This is a genomic window from Halogranum roseipondis (genome assembly GCF_059695585.1).
Genome location: NZ_CM185235.1, coordinates 127,287 through 140,582, shown reverse-complemented (window position 1 = coordinate 140,582; position 13,296 = coordinate 127,287). Strand labels below are relative to the sequence as shown.

At 67.4% G+C, this 13,296-nt stretch carries 14 protein-coding genes; 7 read left to right on the top strand and 7 right to left on the bottom strand.

What is annotated here, in order from left to right; translation table 11 throughout:
• The first annotated feature begins 291 nt into the window (after window positions 1-291).
• Genes ribH through EOHIBHHM_RS00785 form a run of 3 tightly spaced genes read left to right on the top strand, consistent with a single transcriptional unit; the run spans window position 292 to window position 2,306 of the window.
• Window positions 292-696: a 6,7-dimethyl-8-ribityllumazine synthase gene (gene ribH / locus EOHIBHHM_RS00795; protein ID WP_497253682.1), complete on the top strand. Its 405-nt coding sequence runs from the start codon at window positions 292-294 to the stop codon at window positions 694-696.
• Entirely contained in the window at window positions 693-1,841 is a 1,149-nt protein-coding gene (locus EOHIBHHM_RS00790) for a pyridoxal phosphate-dependent aminotransferase (protein ID WP_497253681.1), read from the top strand. The genes ribH and EOHIBHHM_RS00790 overlap by 4 nt, the downstream gene beginning before the upstream one ends.
• Window positions 1,842-1,898: 57 nt before the next feature.
• Window positions 1,899-2,306: a DUF7534 family protein gene (locus EOHIBHHM_RS00785; protein WP_497253680.1), complete on the top strand. Its 408-nt coding sequence runs from the start codon at window positions 1,899-1,901 to the stop codon at window positions 2,304-2,306.
• Between the two features lie 26 nt (window positions 2,307-2,332).
• On the opposite strand, the gene EOHIBHHM_RS00780 is transcribed toward EOHIBHHM_RS00785, so the two are convergent.
• Window positions 2,333-3,001 (bottom strand): ABC transporter ATP-binding protein, encoded by a 669-nt coding sequence (locus EOHIBHHM_RS00780; protein WP_497253679.1) that lies wholly within the window; start codon window positions 2,999-3,001, stop codon window positions 2,333-2,335.
• Between the two features lie 79 nt (window positions 3,002-3,080).
• Here EOHIBHHM_RS00780 and EOHIBHHM_RS00775 point away from each other — a divergent pair, with 79 nt between their 5' ends.
• The 3 genes from EOHIBHHM_RS00775 (at window position 3,081) to rbcL (ending at window position 7,274) form a co-directional block, all read left to right on the top strand.
• A complete protein-coding gene (locus EOHIBHHM_RS00775) occupies window positions 3,081-5,015 on the top strand; it encodes a DEAD/DEAH box helicase (protein WP_497253677.1) in 1,935 nt (644 codons plus the stop codon).
• A 9-nt stretch (window positions 5,016-5,024) separates the two neighbouring features.
• Window positions 5,025-5,963: a calcium/sodium antiporter gene (locus EOHIBHHM_RS00770; protein WP_497253675.1), complete on the top strand. Its 939-nt coding sequence runs from the start codon at window positions 5,025-5,027 to the stop codon at window positions 5,961-5,963.
• Window positions 5,964-6,026: 63 nt separating this feature from the next.
• On the top strand, window positions 6,027-7,274 hold the full coding sequence (gene rbcL / locus EOHIBHHM_RS00765) for a type III ribulose-bisphosphate carboxylase (RefSeq protein ID WP_497253673.1): 1,248 nt from the start codon (window positions 6,027-6,029) through the stop codon (window positions 7,272-7,274).
• A gap of 3 nt (window positions 7,275-7,277) precedes the next feature.
• Here rbcL and EOHIBHHM_RS00760 read toward each other — a convergent pair whose 3' ends face one another.
• The 3 genes from EOHIBHHM_RS00760 to EOHIBHHM_RS00750 all read right to left on the bottom strand — a co-directional run bounded on the left by EOHIBHHM_RS00760 (window position 7,278) and on the right by EOHIBHHM_RS00750 (window position 10,351).
• Window positions 7,278-7,769 (bottom strand): redoxin domain-containing protein, encoded by a 492-nt coding sequence (locus tag EOHIBHHM_RS00760; RefSeq protein WP_497253671.1) that lies wholly within the window; start codon window positions 7,767-7,769, stop codon window positions 7,278-7,280.
• 88 nt (window positions 7,770-7,857) lie between these two features.
• Window positions 7,858-8,817, bottom strand: a complete 960-nt coding sequence (locus EOHIBHHM_RS00755) for a ribose 1,5-bisphosphate isomerase (RefSeq protein WP_497253669.1) — start codon at window positions 8,815-8,817, stop codon at window positions 7,858-7,860.
• A 52-nt stretch (window positions 8,818-8,869) separates the two neighbouring features.
• A complete protein-coding gene (locus tag EOHIBHHM_RS00750; RefSeq protein ID WP_497253667.1) occupies window positions 8,870-10,351 on the bottom strand; it encodes an AMP phosphorylase in 1,482 nt (493 codons plus the stop codon).
• A 150-nt stretch (window positions 10,352-10,501) separates the two neighbouring features.
• Between EOHIBHHM_RS00750 and EOHIBHHM_RS00745 the strand changes: the two genes are divergently transcribed.
• The gene (locus EOHIBHHM_RS00745; protein WP_497253665.1) at window positions 10,502-11,053 is read left to right on the top strand and encodes a DoxX family protein; all 552 of its coding nucleotides are present in this window, start codon (window positions 10,502-10,504) and stop codon (window positions 11,051-11,053) included.
• Between the two features lie 222 nt (window positions 11,054-11,275).
• Here EOHIBHHM_RS00745 and EOHIBHHM_RS00740 read toward each other — a convergent pair whose 3' ends face one another.
• Genes EOHIBHHM_RS00740 through EOHIBHHM_RS00730 form a run of 3 tightly spaced genes read right to left on the bottom strand, consistent with a single transcriptional unit; the run spans window position 11,276 to window position 13,292 of the window.
• A complete protein-coding gene (locus EOHIBHHM_RS00740; RefSeq protein WP_497253663.1) occupies window positions 11,276-11,560 on the bottom strand; it encodes a DUF7521 family protein in 285 nt (94 codons plus the stop codon).
• Window positions 11,560-11,934, bottom strand: coding sequence for a helix-turn-helix domain-containing protein (locus EOHIBHHM_RS00735; RefSeq protein WP_497253661.1), 375 nt, complete (start codon window positions 11,932-11,934; stop codon window positions 11,560-11,562). Before EOHIBHHM_RS00735 ends, EOHIBHHM_RS00740 begins: the two co-directional genes overlap by 1 nt.
• Before the next feature lie 26 nt (window positions 11,935-11,960).
• Window positions 11,961-13,292, bottom strand: a complete 1,332-nt coding sequence (locus EOHIBHHM_RS00730; RefSeq protein WP_497253659.1) for an oxidoreductase — start codon at window positions 13,290-13,292, stop codon at window positions 11,961-11,963.
• Between the last annotated feature and the right edge of the window lie 4 nt (window positions 13,293-13,296).

The following is a 13,296-nucleotide window of genomic DNA, read 5'->3' as shown; positions in this document are numbered from 1 at the left end:
GGACGCGTCACCGGAAGCGAAGCTTCCGGTTGCTCGCGAGAGCTCCGCTCTCGCCCCGTTCTCGGCGAAGTCCGAGGAAGCGAGCACCGCAGGAACGAACGCAGTGAGTGACGAGGAGCGTAGCGACTCGCACGAGTCGAGAGCGCGTGGCTTTCGAGGAGTTCTCAGTCGCAGTGCGCTAGCGTGGATACAGTCTCGTGCCCTCGCCGAGGTCGGCCAATTCACCACCTCCAACCGAAACTAGCGCTACCAAGGAACAGTTCTATATCTACTCCCTCAAACCGCACTCTCATGGTCACACTCGGACTCGTGGTGGCGCAGTTCAACGAGAGCGTCACCCACCCCATGGAGGAGGCTGCCCGCGAGGCGGCCGCCGACGCGGGTGCCGACATCGCCGAAGCGTACGAAGTGCCCGGCGTCTACGACGCGCCGCTCGCCGCCGACCGACTCGCCCGCCGCGACGACGTCGACGCCGTCGCCGTCCTCGGCGCGATCGTCACCGGCGACACGAAACACGACGAGGTCATCGCCGACGCGGCCGCGCAGGGGCTGACGGACGTCAGTCTCGACCGCGACAAGCCGGTCACCTTCGGCGTCGCCGGGCCGGGGATGAGCGGTGCCGAGGCTCGCGAACGCGTCGGCAAAGGAGCGGAAGCGGTTAGTGCCGCCATCGAGATGGTGGAGGTACTAGCATGAGCATGGAGTTTGCGGACCGCGTCGGCCGTGTCGAACCGAGCGCGACGCTGGCGATCAGCGACCTCGCGAGCAAGTTGGAGAACGAGGGGAAGGACGTCGTCGACCTCTCGGTCGGCGAACCCGACTTCCCGACGCCCGAGAACGTCATTCAGGCCGCGAAAGACGCGATGGACGCGGGGCACACGGGCTACGCGCCGTCGAACGGCGTCCCCGAACTGAAAGACGCCATCGTCGAGAAGCTAGCGGCCGACGGCATCGACTGCGGCCCGGAGAACCTCATCGTCACGCCCGGCGCGAAGCAGGCGCTCTACGAGACCGTCCAGTCGCTCGTCGACGACGGTGACGAGGTCGTGCTGCTCGACCCCGCGTGGGTCTCCTACGAGGCGATGGTCAAACTCGCCGGCGGCGACCTGACGCGCGTCGGCCTCTCGGAGTACGACTTCCAGCTCGAACCCGCGCTCGACGATCTCGAAGCGGCCGTCTCCGACGACACCGAGCTCCTGATCGTCAACTCCCCGTCGAACCCGACCGGCGCGGTCTACACCGAGGAAGCCCTCGAGGGCGTCCGCGACCTCGCCGTCGAACACGATATCACGGTGATCGCCGACGAGATCTACGACGAGATCACCTACGACGTCGAACAGACCAGCCTCGGCGCGCTCGACGGGATGGGCGAGCGGACGGTCACGATCAACGGATTCTCGAAAGCCTACTCGATGACTGGGTGGCGACTCGGCTACCTCTGTGCCCCCGAGGGACTCGTCTCGCAGGCGGGCAAACTCCACTCGCACTCGGTCTCCTCGGCCGTGAACTTCGTCCAGCACGCCGGCATCGAGGCGCTGCAGAACACCGACGAGTCGGTCGAGGAGATGCGCGCCGCCTTCGAGGAGCGCCGCGACATGCTCGTCGAGTTACTCGCTGAACACGACGTCGACGTCGCCGTCCCCGACGGCGCGTTCTACATGATGCTCCCCGTCGACGACGACGACCAGTCGTGGGCCGAGGCCGCACTCGAAGACGCCCACGTCGCGACAGTGCCGGGGAGCGCCTTCGGCGCGCCGGGCTACGTCCGAATCTCCTACGCCGCCAGCGAGGAGCGCCTTCGTGAGGCTGTCGATCGACTGGCTCAGCACGGCTACTTCTAAATCGTCGGCGCAGTCGCTTTCTCAACATATTTGTCCACCCAGTGAGAGGAATCGCCCGTGTCTGCCCTCCCAGTCCCCGTCACCGCTCTTCCCTTCTTCGCCGTCTGGCTGTCGATCCTCCTCGTCGTCTCCTACGCCGTCTCGGCGGACGCACGGGCTCGTGGTGTTCGGTTCGCCTCCGTACTGGGCGCAGTCGCCGCCGTCTTCGGCCCGGTTGCGTTCGTCTACTACCTCACGCGCGAGAGCTACGGGGAGCGCGCCTACCCGCCGTCGCGGATCGAACGCACGTCGTGGACCGTCCTCGCCGCCGTGACGATCTCGTTCCTCGTCGCCGCGGCACTCGCGCCACCAGACCCGTTCACACAGGGGCTCTACGCGGTCGGGTCGCTCGTCGTCACCCTCCCGCTCGCGTATCTCGTCGTCTTCCGGAACCTCTGGGGTCGCGTGCGGGCCGAAGTACGCTGAGTCTGCTCGTGACCTCGACTACTCGCCTACTCCCCCTGTACGCGCCCGTCGACCAGTCGCACCGTCCGGTCGGCGTAGGTGCTCACCTGCGGGTCGTGCGTGACGGCGACGACGGCCACGTCGCGCTCGGCGCGGAGTTCCGTGAAGAGATCCAGCACGCTCTCGCCGGTCGCGCGGTCGAGGTTCCCCGTCGGCTCGTCGGCCAGGAGGATTCGGGGGTCGTTCACCAGCGAGCGGGCGATGGCAACGCGCTGTTTCTGCCCGCCCGAGAGTTCGGCGGGTCGGTGGTCCAGCCGGTCGCCGAGTTCGACCCGCCGAAGGAGTTCTTCGGCGCGCTCGCGACCCCCTTCGTCGCCGGCGAAGAGCGTCGGCATCTCCACGTTCTCGACGGCCGAGAGCGTGGGGATGAGCGCGAAGTTCTGGAAGACGAAGCCGATGGAACGTCGTCGCTCTTCGGTCTGCTCTTCGTCGGTCAGATCCGTCACGTCGCGCCCGTCCAGCAGCACCGTCCCCTCCGTAGGGACGTCGAGCAGGCCGAGCACGTTCAGCATCGTCGACTTTCCGCTCCCACTCGGCCCCATCACGGCGACGAACTCGCCGGGTTCGACGGCGAAGTCGACGCCCTTCAGCGCCTCGACGACCTCGCCACCGGTGTCGTAGCGCTTGACGACGTTCCGGAGTTCGATGACGCTCACGACCGGAGAGAGGCGACCGGCGAAGAAAGCTTCCGCGGCGGCGTGGGTTTTTATGCGGTCGGGCTACCAGACACGAGTAATGCACGTCCGGGACCTCCCACTTCCTGCCCCGGTCCTCGACCACTACGAGTCGTTAGGGATCGAGGAGCTCTATCCGCCACAGACCGAGGCGGTCGAGGCCGGCGTCGTCGACGGCGACCGGGTCGTCGCCGCCATCCCCACCGCGTCGGGGAAGACGCTCGTCGCCGAACTCGCGATGCTCACGGCCGACGGCCCCGGACTCTACATCTGTCCGCTCCGCGCGCTCGCCCGCGAGAAGTACGAGTCGTTCTCCGCGTTGCCGGGCGTGAGCGTCGGCATCTCGACCGGCGACTACGACTCGCCGGCCGACGAACTGGCCGACCACGACATCGTCGTCGCGACGAGCGAGAAGGTCGACTCGGCCATCCGGAACGGCGCAGACTGGGTGGCCGACCTGGCCTGCGTCGTCGTCGACGAGGTCCACCTCCTCGGCGCGGAGGGCCGCGGACCGACGCTCGAAGTGACGCTCGCGAACCTCCAGCGACGTGCGCCCGGCGTCCAGATCGTCGCGCTCTCGGCGACCGTCGACAACCCCGAGGACATCGCTGACTGGCTCGACGCGACGCTCGTCGAGTCGACGTGGCGGCCGGTCGACCTCCGGACCGGCGTCTACGCCGACGGCCGCGTCGAGTTCAACGACGGGACCGACCTCACAGTCGACGTCGACGGCGACGACGAGATCCCCGTCGGCGAGGACGACGAGACCGAAGCGACGGTCGCGCTCGTCGACGACGCCGTCAACGGTGTCGGCGGCCAGTGTCTCGCGTTCGTCCGCTCGCGCCGCGAGGCCGAGGCGCTCGCCCAGCGACTCGCGCGCGAAGAACTCGGCTCCGAGGCGGCCGCGGCCGTCGCAGACGACCTCACGGCTGTCGACGACACCACCACCGGCCAACGACTCGCCGACTGCGTCCGCGCCGGCGTCGCCTTCCACCACGCCGGCCTCCGGAGCACGCACCGCGCGGTCGTCGAGACCGCCTTCCGGAACCGAGACTTGGCGGTCATCTGCGCGACGCCGACGCTCGCCGCGGGGGTGAACGTCCCTGCCCGTCGGGTCGTCGTCCGCGACCAACAGCGCTACACCGGGTCGTCGATGGAGTATCTCCCCGTCCTCGAAGTCCAGCAGATGTGTGGCCGGGCGGGTCGCCCTCACCTCGACCCCTACGGCGAGGCGGTGCTGGTCGGCGACGAGTCCTCGAAGGGGGAGTTAGACGAGCGCTACGTCGACGCCGACCCCGAGGCCGTCGAGTCGAAACTCCGCGACCGTAACGCCCTCCGGACGCACGTCCTCTCGATCGTCGCCACGGGGTTCGCCGACTCCCGAGAGACCGTCCTCGACGTGCTCGGAGCGACGTTCTACGCCCACCGGACGCCCGTCGCGGAACTGTCGGGCATCGTCGACACGGTCATCGCGGAACTGGTCGAGATGGGGATGCTCACCGACAGCGGGTCGGGGACGCTCGCCGCGACCGACCTCGGCGCGCAGGTGTCGAAACAGTACGTCGCCCCCGAGACCGGCGCGCGAATCGTCGCGGGACTCCGACGGGCCGTCGAGATGGGCGCAGAGAACGTGACGGGGCTGACCGTCCTCCAACTCGTCGCCGACACGCCCGACATGCAGGACACCTACCTCGGAAACCGCGAACGGGCGGCGATGTACCAGTACGCCCGCGACCACGACGACGAGTTCACCGTCGGGATGAACGAGACCGAGGAGTTCGAGCGGTGGCTGGAGACAGTCAAAACTGCCCGCATCCTCTACGAGTGGACCGAAGGGGAGAGCATGGAGATCATCGTCGAGAACTACCGCATCGGCCCGGGCGACCTCGAGTCCCGCGTCGAGCGTACCGAGTGGCTGCTCGGTGCGGCCGACGCGCTCGCGACGCTCTTGGACCTCGACGTCCCCGAGATCGGTCGCGTGCGGAGTCGCCTCTGAGGGGCACGGATGTTCCTCGGCTCCGTCGCCGTCGAACTCGCGCTGTTTCTCGTCGGCCTCGTCGCGCTCGTCGTCGGCGCGGAACGTGCCGTCGCGGCCGCGGCCGACATCGCCCGCTTCTACGGCGTCTCGGCGTTCTTCGTCGGCGTCACCGTCATCTCGATCGGGACGTCGGTGCCGGAGATGACCACGTCGGTCTACGCCGCACTCTACGGTGCGGGCGACATCGTCGTCGGCAACATCGTCGGCTCCGAGACGGCGCAGATCACTCTCGCCGTCGGCATCGTCGCCCTCGTCTCGCCCATCGTCGCCGAGCGGCGAAACGTGCTCATCTACGGCGGGGCGATGACGCTCGCGATGATCGTCATGCTCCTCACGCTCGACGACGGCCGCATCCAGCGCTCCGAGGGGTTCTTGATGATGCTCGCGTACGTCAACTTCATCTACACGCTCTACACGAACGAGGGTGGTGCCGAGATCACCGAGGAGGTCGTCGACGAGGAACTCGACCGGCCGGGGCGAGAGCTCCCGTGGGTCGTCGGGGGGCTCGCGCTCGTCGTCGTCGGTGGCCATCTCCTCGTGACGAACGGGACCGCGCTTGCCCGCGTCGCCGGCATCTCGGAGTACACCATCGGACTCCTGACCGGACTCGGGACGACTGCACCGGAGATCGTCGTCGCCAGCGTCGCCGCTCGCCGCGGCCACGGCGGCATCTCCGTCGGATCGCTGCTCGGGAGCAACATCACCGACCCGGTGTTCTCACTCGGCGTCGGGGCGCTCGTCGCGGACGTCGTCGTCACCGACGTCGCCTCGATGACGCGAACGACCACGTACATGCTCGCCGTCTCGCTTCTCGTCGTCGGGTTGCTCTACTGGCGACGCGGCCTCTCGCGTCGCTTCGCGGTCGTCTGTCTCTTGCTGTACGTGCCGAGTGTCGTCGCCCTCTGACAATCGTGTCAACGCGACTGTTCGAACCACCGATTTATCACCTTCGACAACGTATGCCACGGCATGTCCGGAATCACCTACGAGGACTTCTTGGACCTCTCGTACACACCGACCGAGACGGATCTCGTCTGTACGTTCCGCCTCGACCCCGCCGAGGAGATGAGTATGGAGGCCGCTGCGAGTCGCGTCGCCTCCGAGAGTTCCAACGGGACGTGGGCCGCGCTCCACACCGACGATAGCTTCACCGACATGGGAGCGACGGCTTGCGGAATCGACGGCGACACCATCCGCGTGGCCTACCCCGCCGGTCTGTTCGAACCGGGCAACATGCCGCAGGTGCTCTCCTGTATCGCCGGCAACATCATGGGGATGAAGGCCGTCGACACGATCCGCCTCGAAGACTGCGAGTGGCCCGAGGCCATCGTCGAGGGCTACCCCGGTCCGCAGTTCGGGTCGAGCGTCCGCCAGGAGATCTTCGGCGTCGACGACCGCCCCATCCTCGCGACGGTCCCCAAACCGAAGGTCGGCCTCTCGACCGAACGTCACGCGGAAGTCGGCTACGAGGCGTGGGTCGGCGGCGTCGACCTGCTGAAGGACGACGAGAACCTCACAGACCAGTCGTTCAACCCCTACTCGGACCGTCTGACCGCGAGTCTCGCCATGCGCGACGAGGCCGAGGACGAAACTGGAGAGAAGAAGAGCTACCTCGTCAACGTCACCGCCGAGACGAACGAGATGCTCGAACGCGTCGACGAGGCCGCATCGCAGGGCAACGAGTACGTCATGGTCGACGTCGTCACCTGCGGCTGGGCGGCCGTCCAGACCGTCCGCGAGCGCTGTGAGGAACTGGGACTGGCCATCCACGCCCACCGTGCGATGCACGCCGCCTTCGATCGGATTCCCGACCACGGCGTCTCGATGCGCGTCATCGCACAGATCGCGAGACTCTGCGGCGTCGACCAACTCCACACCGGGACGGTCGGACTCGGCAAACTCGCCAACGAGGATACGGTGGGGATCAACGAGTGGTTGCGCTCAGAGCTCTACGGGCTGAACGACGTGTTGCCGACGGCTTCTGGTGGCCTGCATCCGGGACTCGTCCCGCAGTTGATGGACGCCGCGGGCGACAACCTCTGCATCCAGGCCGGCGGCGGCATCCACGGCCACCCCGACGGGACGCGGGCCGGTGCCGCAGCGCTTCGGCAGGCGGTCGACTCTGTGACCGAGAACGTACCGATCGAGGTGTACGCCCAGGGGCACTCCGAACTGGCGACTGCGCTGGAGAAGTGGGGGACCGAGACGCCGCGGTGAGGGTCAGACCGCGTCTTCGACCGCGTCTCGCGTCTCCGCGACGAGCTCGTCGAAGTCGGGGTTGTCGCCCTCGCGGACCCACCGGTAGGTGACGACGCCGTCGGCGTCGACGACGAAGACGCTGCGCTCGGCGACCTCGATCATCCCGTACATGTCGTCGAGCACGACGTCGTACTTCCGGATGACGTCGTGGTCCCAGTCTGACAGCATCGGGAAGTTCAGGTTCTCCTCCCGAATCCAGACGTTCTGCGAGAACGGGAGGTCGACGCTGACGCCGTACACCCGGGCGTCGAGGTCGTCGAACAGTCCCATCGAGTCCCGAAGCGCACACATCTCCGCCGTACAGCCGCTGGTGAACGCGGCGGGGTAGAACGCGAGGACGGTCGGCCCGTCGTCGACGACGTCGCCGAACGTGAACTCCTCGACGTCGTCGTACGCGTCGCCGCCTGCCTTCGGCACCGTGAAGTCGGGTGCCGTCTCGCCGATGTCGACCATACGACTCAGTCGGGCGGGCGATATTTCACGGTTGCCCCGTGCTCGGTCGACGCGGCCGGTCGACGCGAGCGGTCACCCGCGTCGACGACTACGTCAGCGACTGCAGCCACGGCTCGGTCGTGTTCTCGCCGAACAGTTCGCGCATCAGCATCACGATGCTCTCCGGCGGGAACTGCCCGCGTTCGGTGACGATGGCGTCGACGTACCGCGGCGGCGTCACGTCGAAGGCGGGGTTCTCGACGGTCGGGTTGCCGATCGCCGCTCGCTCCTCGGCGGAGACGATCTCCGCCTCCTCGCGCATCTCGATGTCGACGCTGTGGCCCGTGAGCGTCCCCGGATGCAGTTTGAACGTCTGGGCGGCGACGACGACCGGCGTCCCCCGGTCGCGAGCGTTGACCGCGAGTCCGCTCGTCCCGATCTTGTTGATGACGCTGCCGTCGGCGGCGATGCTGTCGGCACCGACCATCACGTGGTCGACGTCGTTGAGATACCGCCGGGCGGCGCTGTCGACGATGAGCGTCACCGGGACGTCGAGTTCGTGCAGTCGCTCGGCGGTGATGTGACCCTGATTCCGCGGGCGCGTCTCCTTGACGACGGCGGTCAGTTCCTTCCCCTGGGCGACTGCGGCCTCGACGCAGGCGAGGACGGCCGTCGAGTGACAGTGCGTCATGATTCGGTCGCCGTCCTTGAGGCGGTTTGCTCCGACGGCACCGAGATCCGCCTGCGACCGTTCGAGTCGTTCGCGGAAGCGCTCGACGGCCACGACGGTGTTCTCGCGCAGTTGCTCGACGGTCGACCCCTCCATCCCGTGGAGGACGTAGCGGAGGGCGTTCGGGAGGCTCACCGCCGTCGGCCGGGTGTCGTGGAGAGTTCGAGCGGCCGCCCGTATCTCCGAGCGGAACGCCTCCGGCGTCGACGCGTCGCTCTCTCTCGCCTGTGTCGCGAGTGCCGCCGCCGCCGCGTCGGCGATCTTGGCCGCACCGCGGATCTCCATCGATCCGATGTCGTCGGCGACGCGGCGGACCTCGGGGTGAACGTGCGATCCCATACCACATCTAAGGCAACCGAACAATAAAAGGGTCGCCCGGGGAGTGCGCGACTCAGACCAACTCGACCAGCGCCTCGTCCCGACTCCGGACGCGGATCGTCTCGCTGCGTTCGACCAGTCGCTCGGCGTCTGCGAGTTTCTCCTTGCTCTCGGCGTGGACGGTGAAAAGCGGGTCGCCGAGGCCGATCTCGTCGCCGACGCGACAGTGGAGCACCATCCCCGCTCCCTTGTCCTTCGGCGCGCCGGCACGGCGAGCGACGTCGCTCACGAGTCGGTTGTCGATGTGGGTGACGAGGCCCTCGCGGTCGGCCGCGATCGGGAGTTCGTGGCGGCCGGGGACGAGGTCGTCGACCGTGACGTCGGGGTCCCCATTCTGGGCGGCGACGATGTCGCGGAACGCCGCCATCGCTCGTCCGGAGTCGAGGATCTCCGCGGCGTCCTCCGCACAGCCACAGGAGTCGAGCAGGATGTCGGCGAGTCGAAGGCTCTTCAGCCGGAGTTCCTCGGGGCCGCCCCCGGCGAGCGTCTCGAGGACGTCCCGCGCCTCGAGCACCGGACCGATGCCCCGACCGATGGGCTGTGACCCGCGAGTGATGGTACACTCGATGGCCATCCCGAGGTGGTCGCCGACGCGCTTGAAGTCCTCCGCCAACTCCCGGGCCTCGGCGAGACTCTCGACTTTCGCCCCCTCGCCGTAGGGGACGTCGACGACGATGTGGGTCGACCCGGCGCTCTTCTTCTTCGAGAGCACCGAGGCGATGATCTGCCCCGGCGGGTCGATGGAGAGCGGCGTCTCCGCGCGGATGATCTTGTCGTCGACGGGCGAGAGGTTGACCGACCCGCCCCAGACGAGACAGCCGTTCGTCTCGGTGACGATCTCCTTGATCTCTTCGAGCGTGAACTCGACGTCGCAGAGCACCTCCATCGTGTCGGCGGTGCCGGCGGGGGAGGTGACCGCCCGCGACGACGTCTTTGGGATCTTCACCCCCGCCGCGGCGACGATGGGGACGATGATGGGCGTGACGCGGTTGCCGGCGACGCCGCCGATGGAGTGTTTGTCGGCGACGACGGCGGTGTCCTCCCACTCGATGACGTCGCCGACCTCCGCCATGCACTCGGCGAGATGCATCGTCTCCTCCAGCGACAGCCCGTTCGTGTACGTCGCCGCCACGTAGGCTCCGAGTTCGACGTCCGACAGGCGGTCCTCTTTGATGTCGAGGACGATGCGGTGCAGTTCGGGTTTGTCCAACTCGATGTCGTCGAGTTTCTTCTTGATGTAGTGGACCGCCCGCGGCTGTGGGGCGGGGATGACGTCGACGGGACCGGAGAGGTGGCCCAGGCGACGCGTGACGGCGAGCGTCCCCGGATCGACCAGTTCGTCGGTGAACTCGACGATGCCGATGCTGATGCGACCGTCGTGTTCGATCTGGACGCGGTCGAGTTGGTGGACGCCGAGTTCGGCGGCGTCGGCGGTGTTGAGGAGGACGGTCGGCGACCGAGAGCCGATGTCGATCTCCTGAGCGGTCAGTTTCATGCGTGACGTAGTGTGCCAAGAGAGATAAACTTCCGCGGGCGGAACGACCTCTGACACTGCGACGCAGTCACTCGTTCTCGGCGGGTGAGAACCACCCGCCCTTTATAACCACTCGCCGGGCGTCTGACTATCTGTACAAGGTGAACAACGATGAGCACTAACACATTCCAGAGCAAGATCGGCGGTCTGACTGTCACCGGAGAAGCCCACAGCCTCAGCGCGTGGTTCGTCCTCGCGCTCCGTCTCATGCTGGGCTACGCGTTCGCGTACGCCGGCGTCGAGAAGATTATCGGTCCCGAAGCGTTCAACGCGAGCGGCTACCTCCTGTTCGCGGTTCCGGAGAACGGCGGGCCGGCGGTGGGGTTCCTCCAACTGTTCGCGACCAACGACCTGCTCCTGCAGTTCGTCAACGTCGCGGTGCCGTGGGGTGAACTGGCCATCGGGCTGGCGCTCATCTTCGGCGTCCTGACCCGCTTTGCGGCGTTCTGGGGTGCCGTCATGATGCTCATGTTCTACCTCGGAAACTGGGACGTGGCACACGGTGTCATCAACGGTGATTTCACCTACATGCTGCTGTTCCTCGCACTCGCCGCGTTCGGCGCGGGCCGCATCCTCGGCCTCGACGCCTACATCGAGCAGTACGAGGTCGGCGGCGTCCCCCTCATCGAGAAGTACCCGGCGCTCGACTACGTCCTCGGCTGAACGCTTCGACCCGGTCCTCGCTTTCGATCGATTCCTCCCCTTTTCGTGACCTACCGACAGCGAGCAGTCGCTCGGTTCTGTGCTTCGCCGCGACCCGACTCGTCTACGTTCCGTCGCGACGCACGCCGACCGGCGTGGGCTGTTCGCTCGACTTCGAGACGAGGACCTACGGGACTATCTTTCTGCAAGGAGAGAATCCCGCCGTTTACGGCGAGGAGGATGTCACTCGGCGTACAGCGAGTAGAAGATGACGACGAACCCGACGAGCGTCAGAAGCGAGTCGATGAGGACGCTCGTCGCGAGTTCGATGCCGAGCAGTTGATCGAGCACGCCGCCGAGCAGCGACCCGAAGGTGACGATACCGAACCCCAGTGCCAGGAGTCGTAACGGTCGCGACCCGGTCCGTCGGTACGCCCTGTAGCTGAAGTAGGTGATGAGTCCCCCGAGGACGAGGATCCCCGTCTTGGCGACGACGATGGCCGTCGCCACCGACGGCGACGTCGCCATCAGGCCTCCCTCCGTACCTCGGACCACATCGTCGCGAGACGGCCTTCGGGCGTCGGTGCTCGGTGTGCGATCGTCACCTCGAGCCGCCGGTCCTCGGCGAGCGCGATGGTGACGGAGTCGAAGGCGACGTCGTAGCGGGCCGTATGGTGGCCGTCGGTCCGGACGTCCGTCGACTCCACCAAGAGTCCCGCCTCGGTCAGCCGTTCGAGCTTGCGATACGTCGTCGACAGCGGGATGTCACAGACCTCCGAGAGTTCGCTCGCGGTCATCGGCTCCGAGAGTCGTCTGATGATCGTCCGCGAGGCAGCGTCGTCGAGCACGGCGAGCACGGACTGGAGGTCCGTCTCCTCGCGCGTAGACCGCTCACGTAGCATTGTCGACGGGTTGATACTGGGCAGTGCTAACGTTTGTGGTTCGGTCGGTCGAGATCGTACGCGTGTCGCCGTCGTAACTCGCCGGCACGTTTCAACACGGACGGCGTCCGGCAGATGCCCGGCGCACCGGTCGCCTGCGGGACGGTACAGTTGTTGCAGTTCTCACAGACGACGCGCGTCTCCGGCGCGACGTGCTCGCCGTCCCCGTCGGCGAGCAATCGTGCCGGCAGTTCCGGTTCGGCGTAGAACGGGCGAGCCATCCCGACCATGTCGCAGTCCTGCCCGAGCAGGCGGTCGATCTGCCCACGCTGGCGGATGCCGCCCTCCGCGAGCACCGGCACGTCGACGACGTCGCGGACGTCCCGACAGAGCCCCGCGTTCCACGCCGGTTCGAAGTCGTACCACTGGGATTCGATCCAGTTGCCGAGCGCGACGAGCAGGGCCCGCGTCCGTCCGCCGAACGTCTCGACGTAGCCGTCGCGGAACTGGCTGTCCCGCCAGGCGCGAGCGGGGAACGCGCCGCGGATGATGCTCATATCCCAGACGACAGAGCCGTTGACCGGGGCGAGCGCGTCGTAGCCGATCTCGGCGAGTCGCCGACAGACGCCGACGGTCTCCCCCCGCGTGAGTCGCGGGCGGACGAACGACGGAGCCGCCGTCTCCGTGGGGACTTTGGTCGCGAGCGGAACGTCGCCCGCCCGGTCGCGGATCTCGTCGTGGACGACCTCGAGGAACCGGACTCCGTCGCCGAACTCGTCGTTCCGGCGGTTGTAGAACGGCGAGAGAAACTGGTGGACGATGCCCATGTTCGCCCCCGCGAGGTGGACGACGTCGTAGCCAGCGTCGACGGCGTTGGCGGCAGCGCGACCGAAGTCCGCCGCGAGGTCGTACACCTCCGCCGTCGACAGCACTTTCGCGTCGTAGGAGAGCAGGCCGGCACGGTCGAGCAGCCGGAGCGGAAACGGCGGACGCGAGACGGCGAGTTGCTGAAGGGTCGGATGCTCCCGTCGATAGGCGGCGTGCCACGTCTCCATGCTCCGGAGTCCGCCGTGTTCCAACTGGATGGCGATCTTGCTCCCGTGGGCGTGCACGGCGTCGGTGAGTCGTTCGAGGTCGGCGACGAACGACGGGTCGGCGACCGACGTCATGTTCGGCGCGGCACACCCGCCTTCCTCGCGGACGATGGCTGCCCCCTGACAGACGAGACCCGCACCGGCCCGCGCGGCGGGTTCGAGGTCGGCGACGAGGGTATCGACCGCGTCGGGACCGTTGCCGGCACACTCCAACAGCGGCGCCCGATAGAGTCGGTTCGGAACGCGCACGCCACCGACGTCGAGCGGATCTTCCAACCGCGTCATAGCC

Coding starts and splice junctions, on each gene's coding strand:
- ribH (WP_497253682.1), top strand. CDS start 292: ATGGTCACACTCGGACTCGTGGTGGCGCAGTTCAACGAGAGCGTCACC.
- EOHIBHHM_RS00735 (WP_497253661.1), bottom strand. CDS start 11,934: ATGCTACGTGAGCGGTCTACGCGCGAGGAGACGGACCTCCAGTCCGTG.
- rbcL (WP_497253673.1), top strand. CDS start 6,027: ATGTCCGGAATCACCTACGAGGACTTCTTGGACCTCTCGTACACACCG.
- EOHIBHHM_RS00745 (WP_497253665.1), top strand. CDS start 10,502: ATGAGCACTAACACATTCCAGAGCAAGATCGGCGGTCTGACTGTCACC.
- EOHIBHHM_RS00770 (WP_497253675.1), top strand. CDS start 5,025: ATGTTCCTCGGCTCCGTCGCCGTCGAACTCGCGCTGTTTCTCGTCGGC.
- EOHIBHHM_RS00760 (WP_497253671.1), bottom strand. CDS start 7,769: ATGGTCGACATCGGCGAGACGGCACCCGACTTCACGGTGCCGAAGGCA.
- EOHIBHHM_RS00730 (WP_497253659.1), bottom strand. CDS start 13,292: ATGACGCGGTTGGAAGATCCGCTCGACGTCGGTGGCGTGCGCGTTCCG.
- EOHIBHHM_RS00790 (WP_497253681.1), top strand. CDS start 693: ATGAGCATGGAGTTTGCGGACCGCGTCGGCCGTGTCGAACCGAGCGCG.
- EOHIBHHM_RS00755 (WP_497253669.1), bottom strand. CDS start 8,817: ATGGGATCGCACGTTCACCCCGAGGTCCGCCGCGTCGCCGACGACATC.
- EOHIBHHM_RS00750 (WP_497253667.1), bottom strand. CDS start 10,351: ATGAAACTGACCGCTCAGGAGATCGACATCGGCTCTCGGTCGCCGACC.
- EOHIBHHM_RS00740 (WP_497253663.1), bottom strand. CDS start 11,560: ATGGCGACGTCGCCGTCGGTGGCGACGGCCATCGTCGTCGCCAAGACG.
- EOHIBHHM_RS00775 (WP_497253677.1), top strand. CDS start 3,081: ATGCACGTCCGGGACCTCCCACTTCCTGCCCCGGTCCTCGACCACTAC.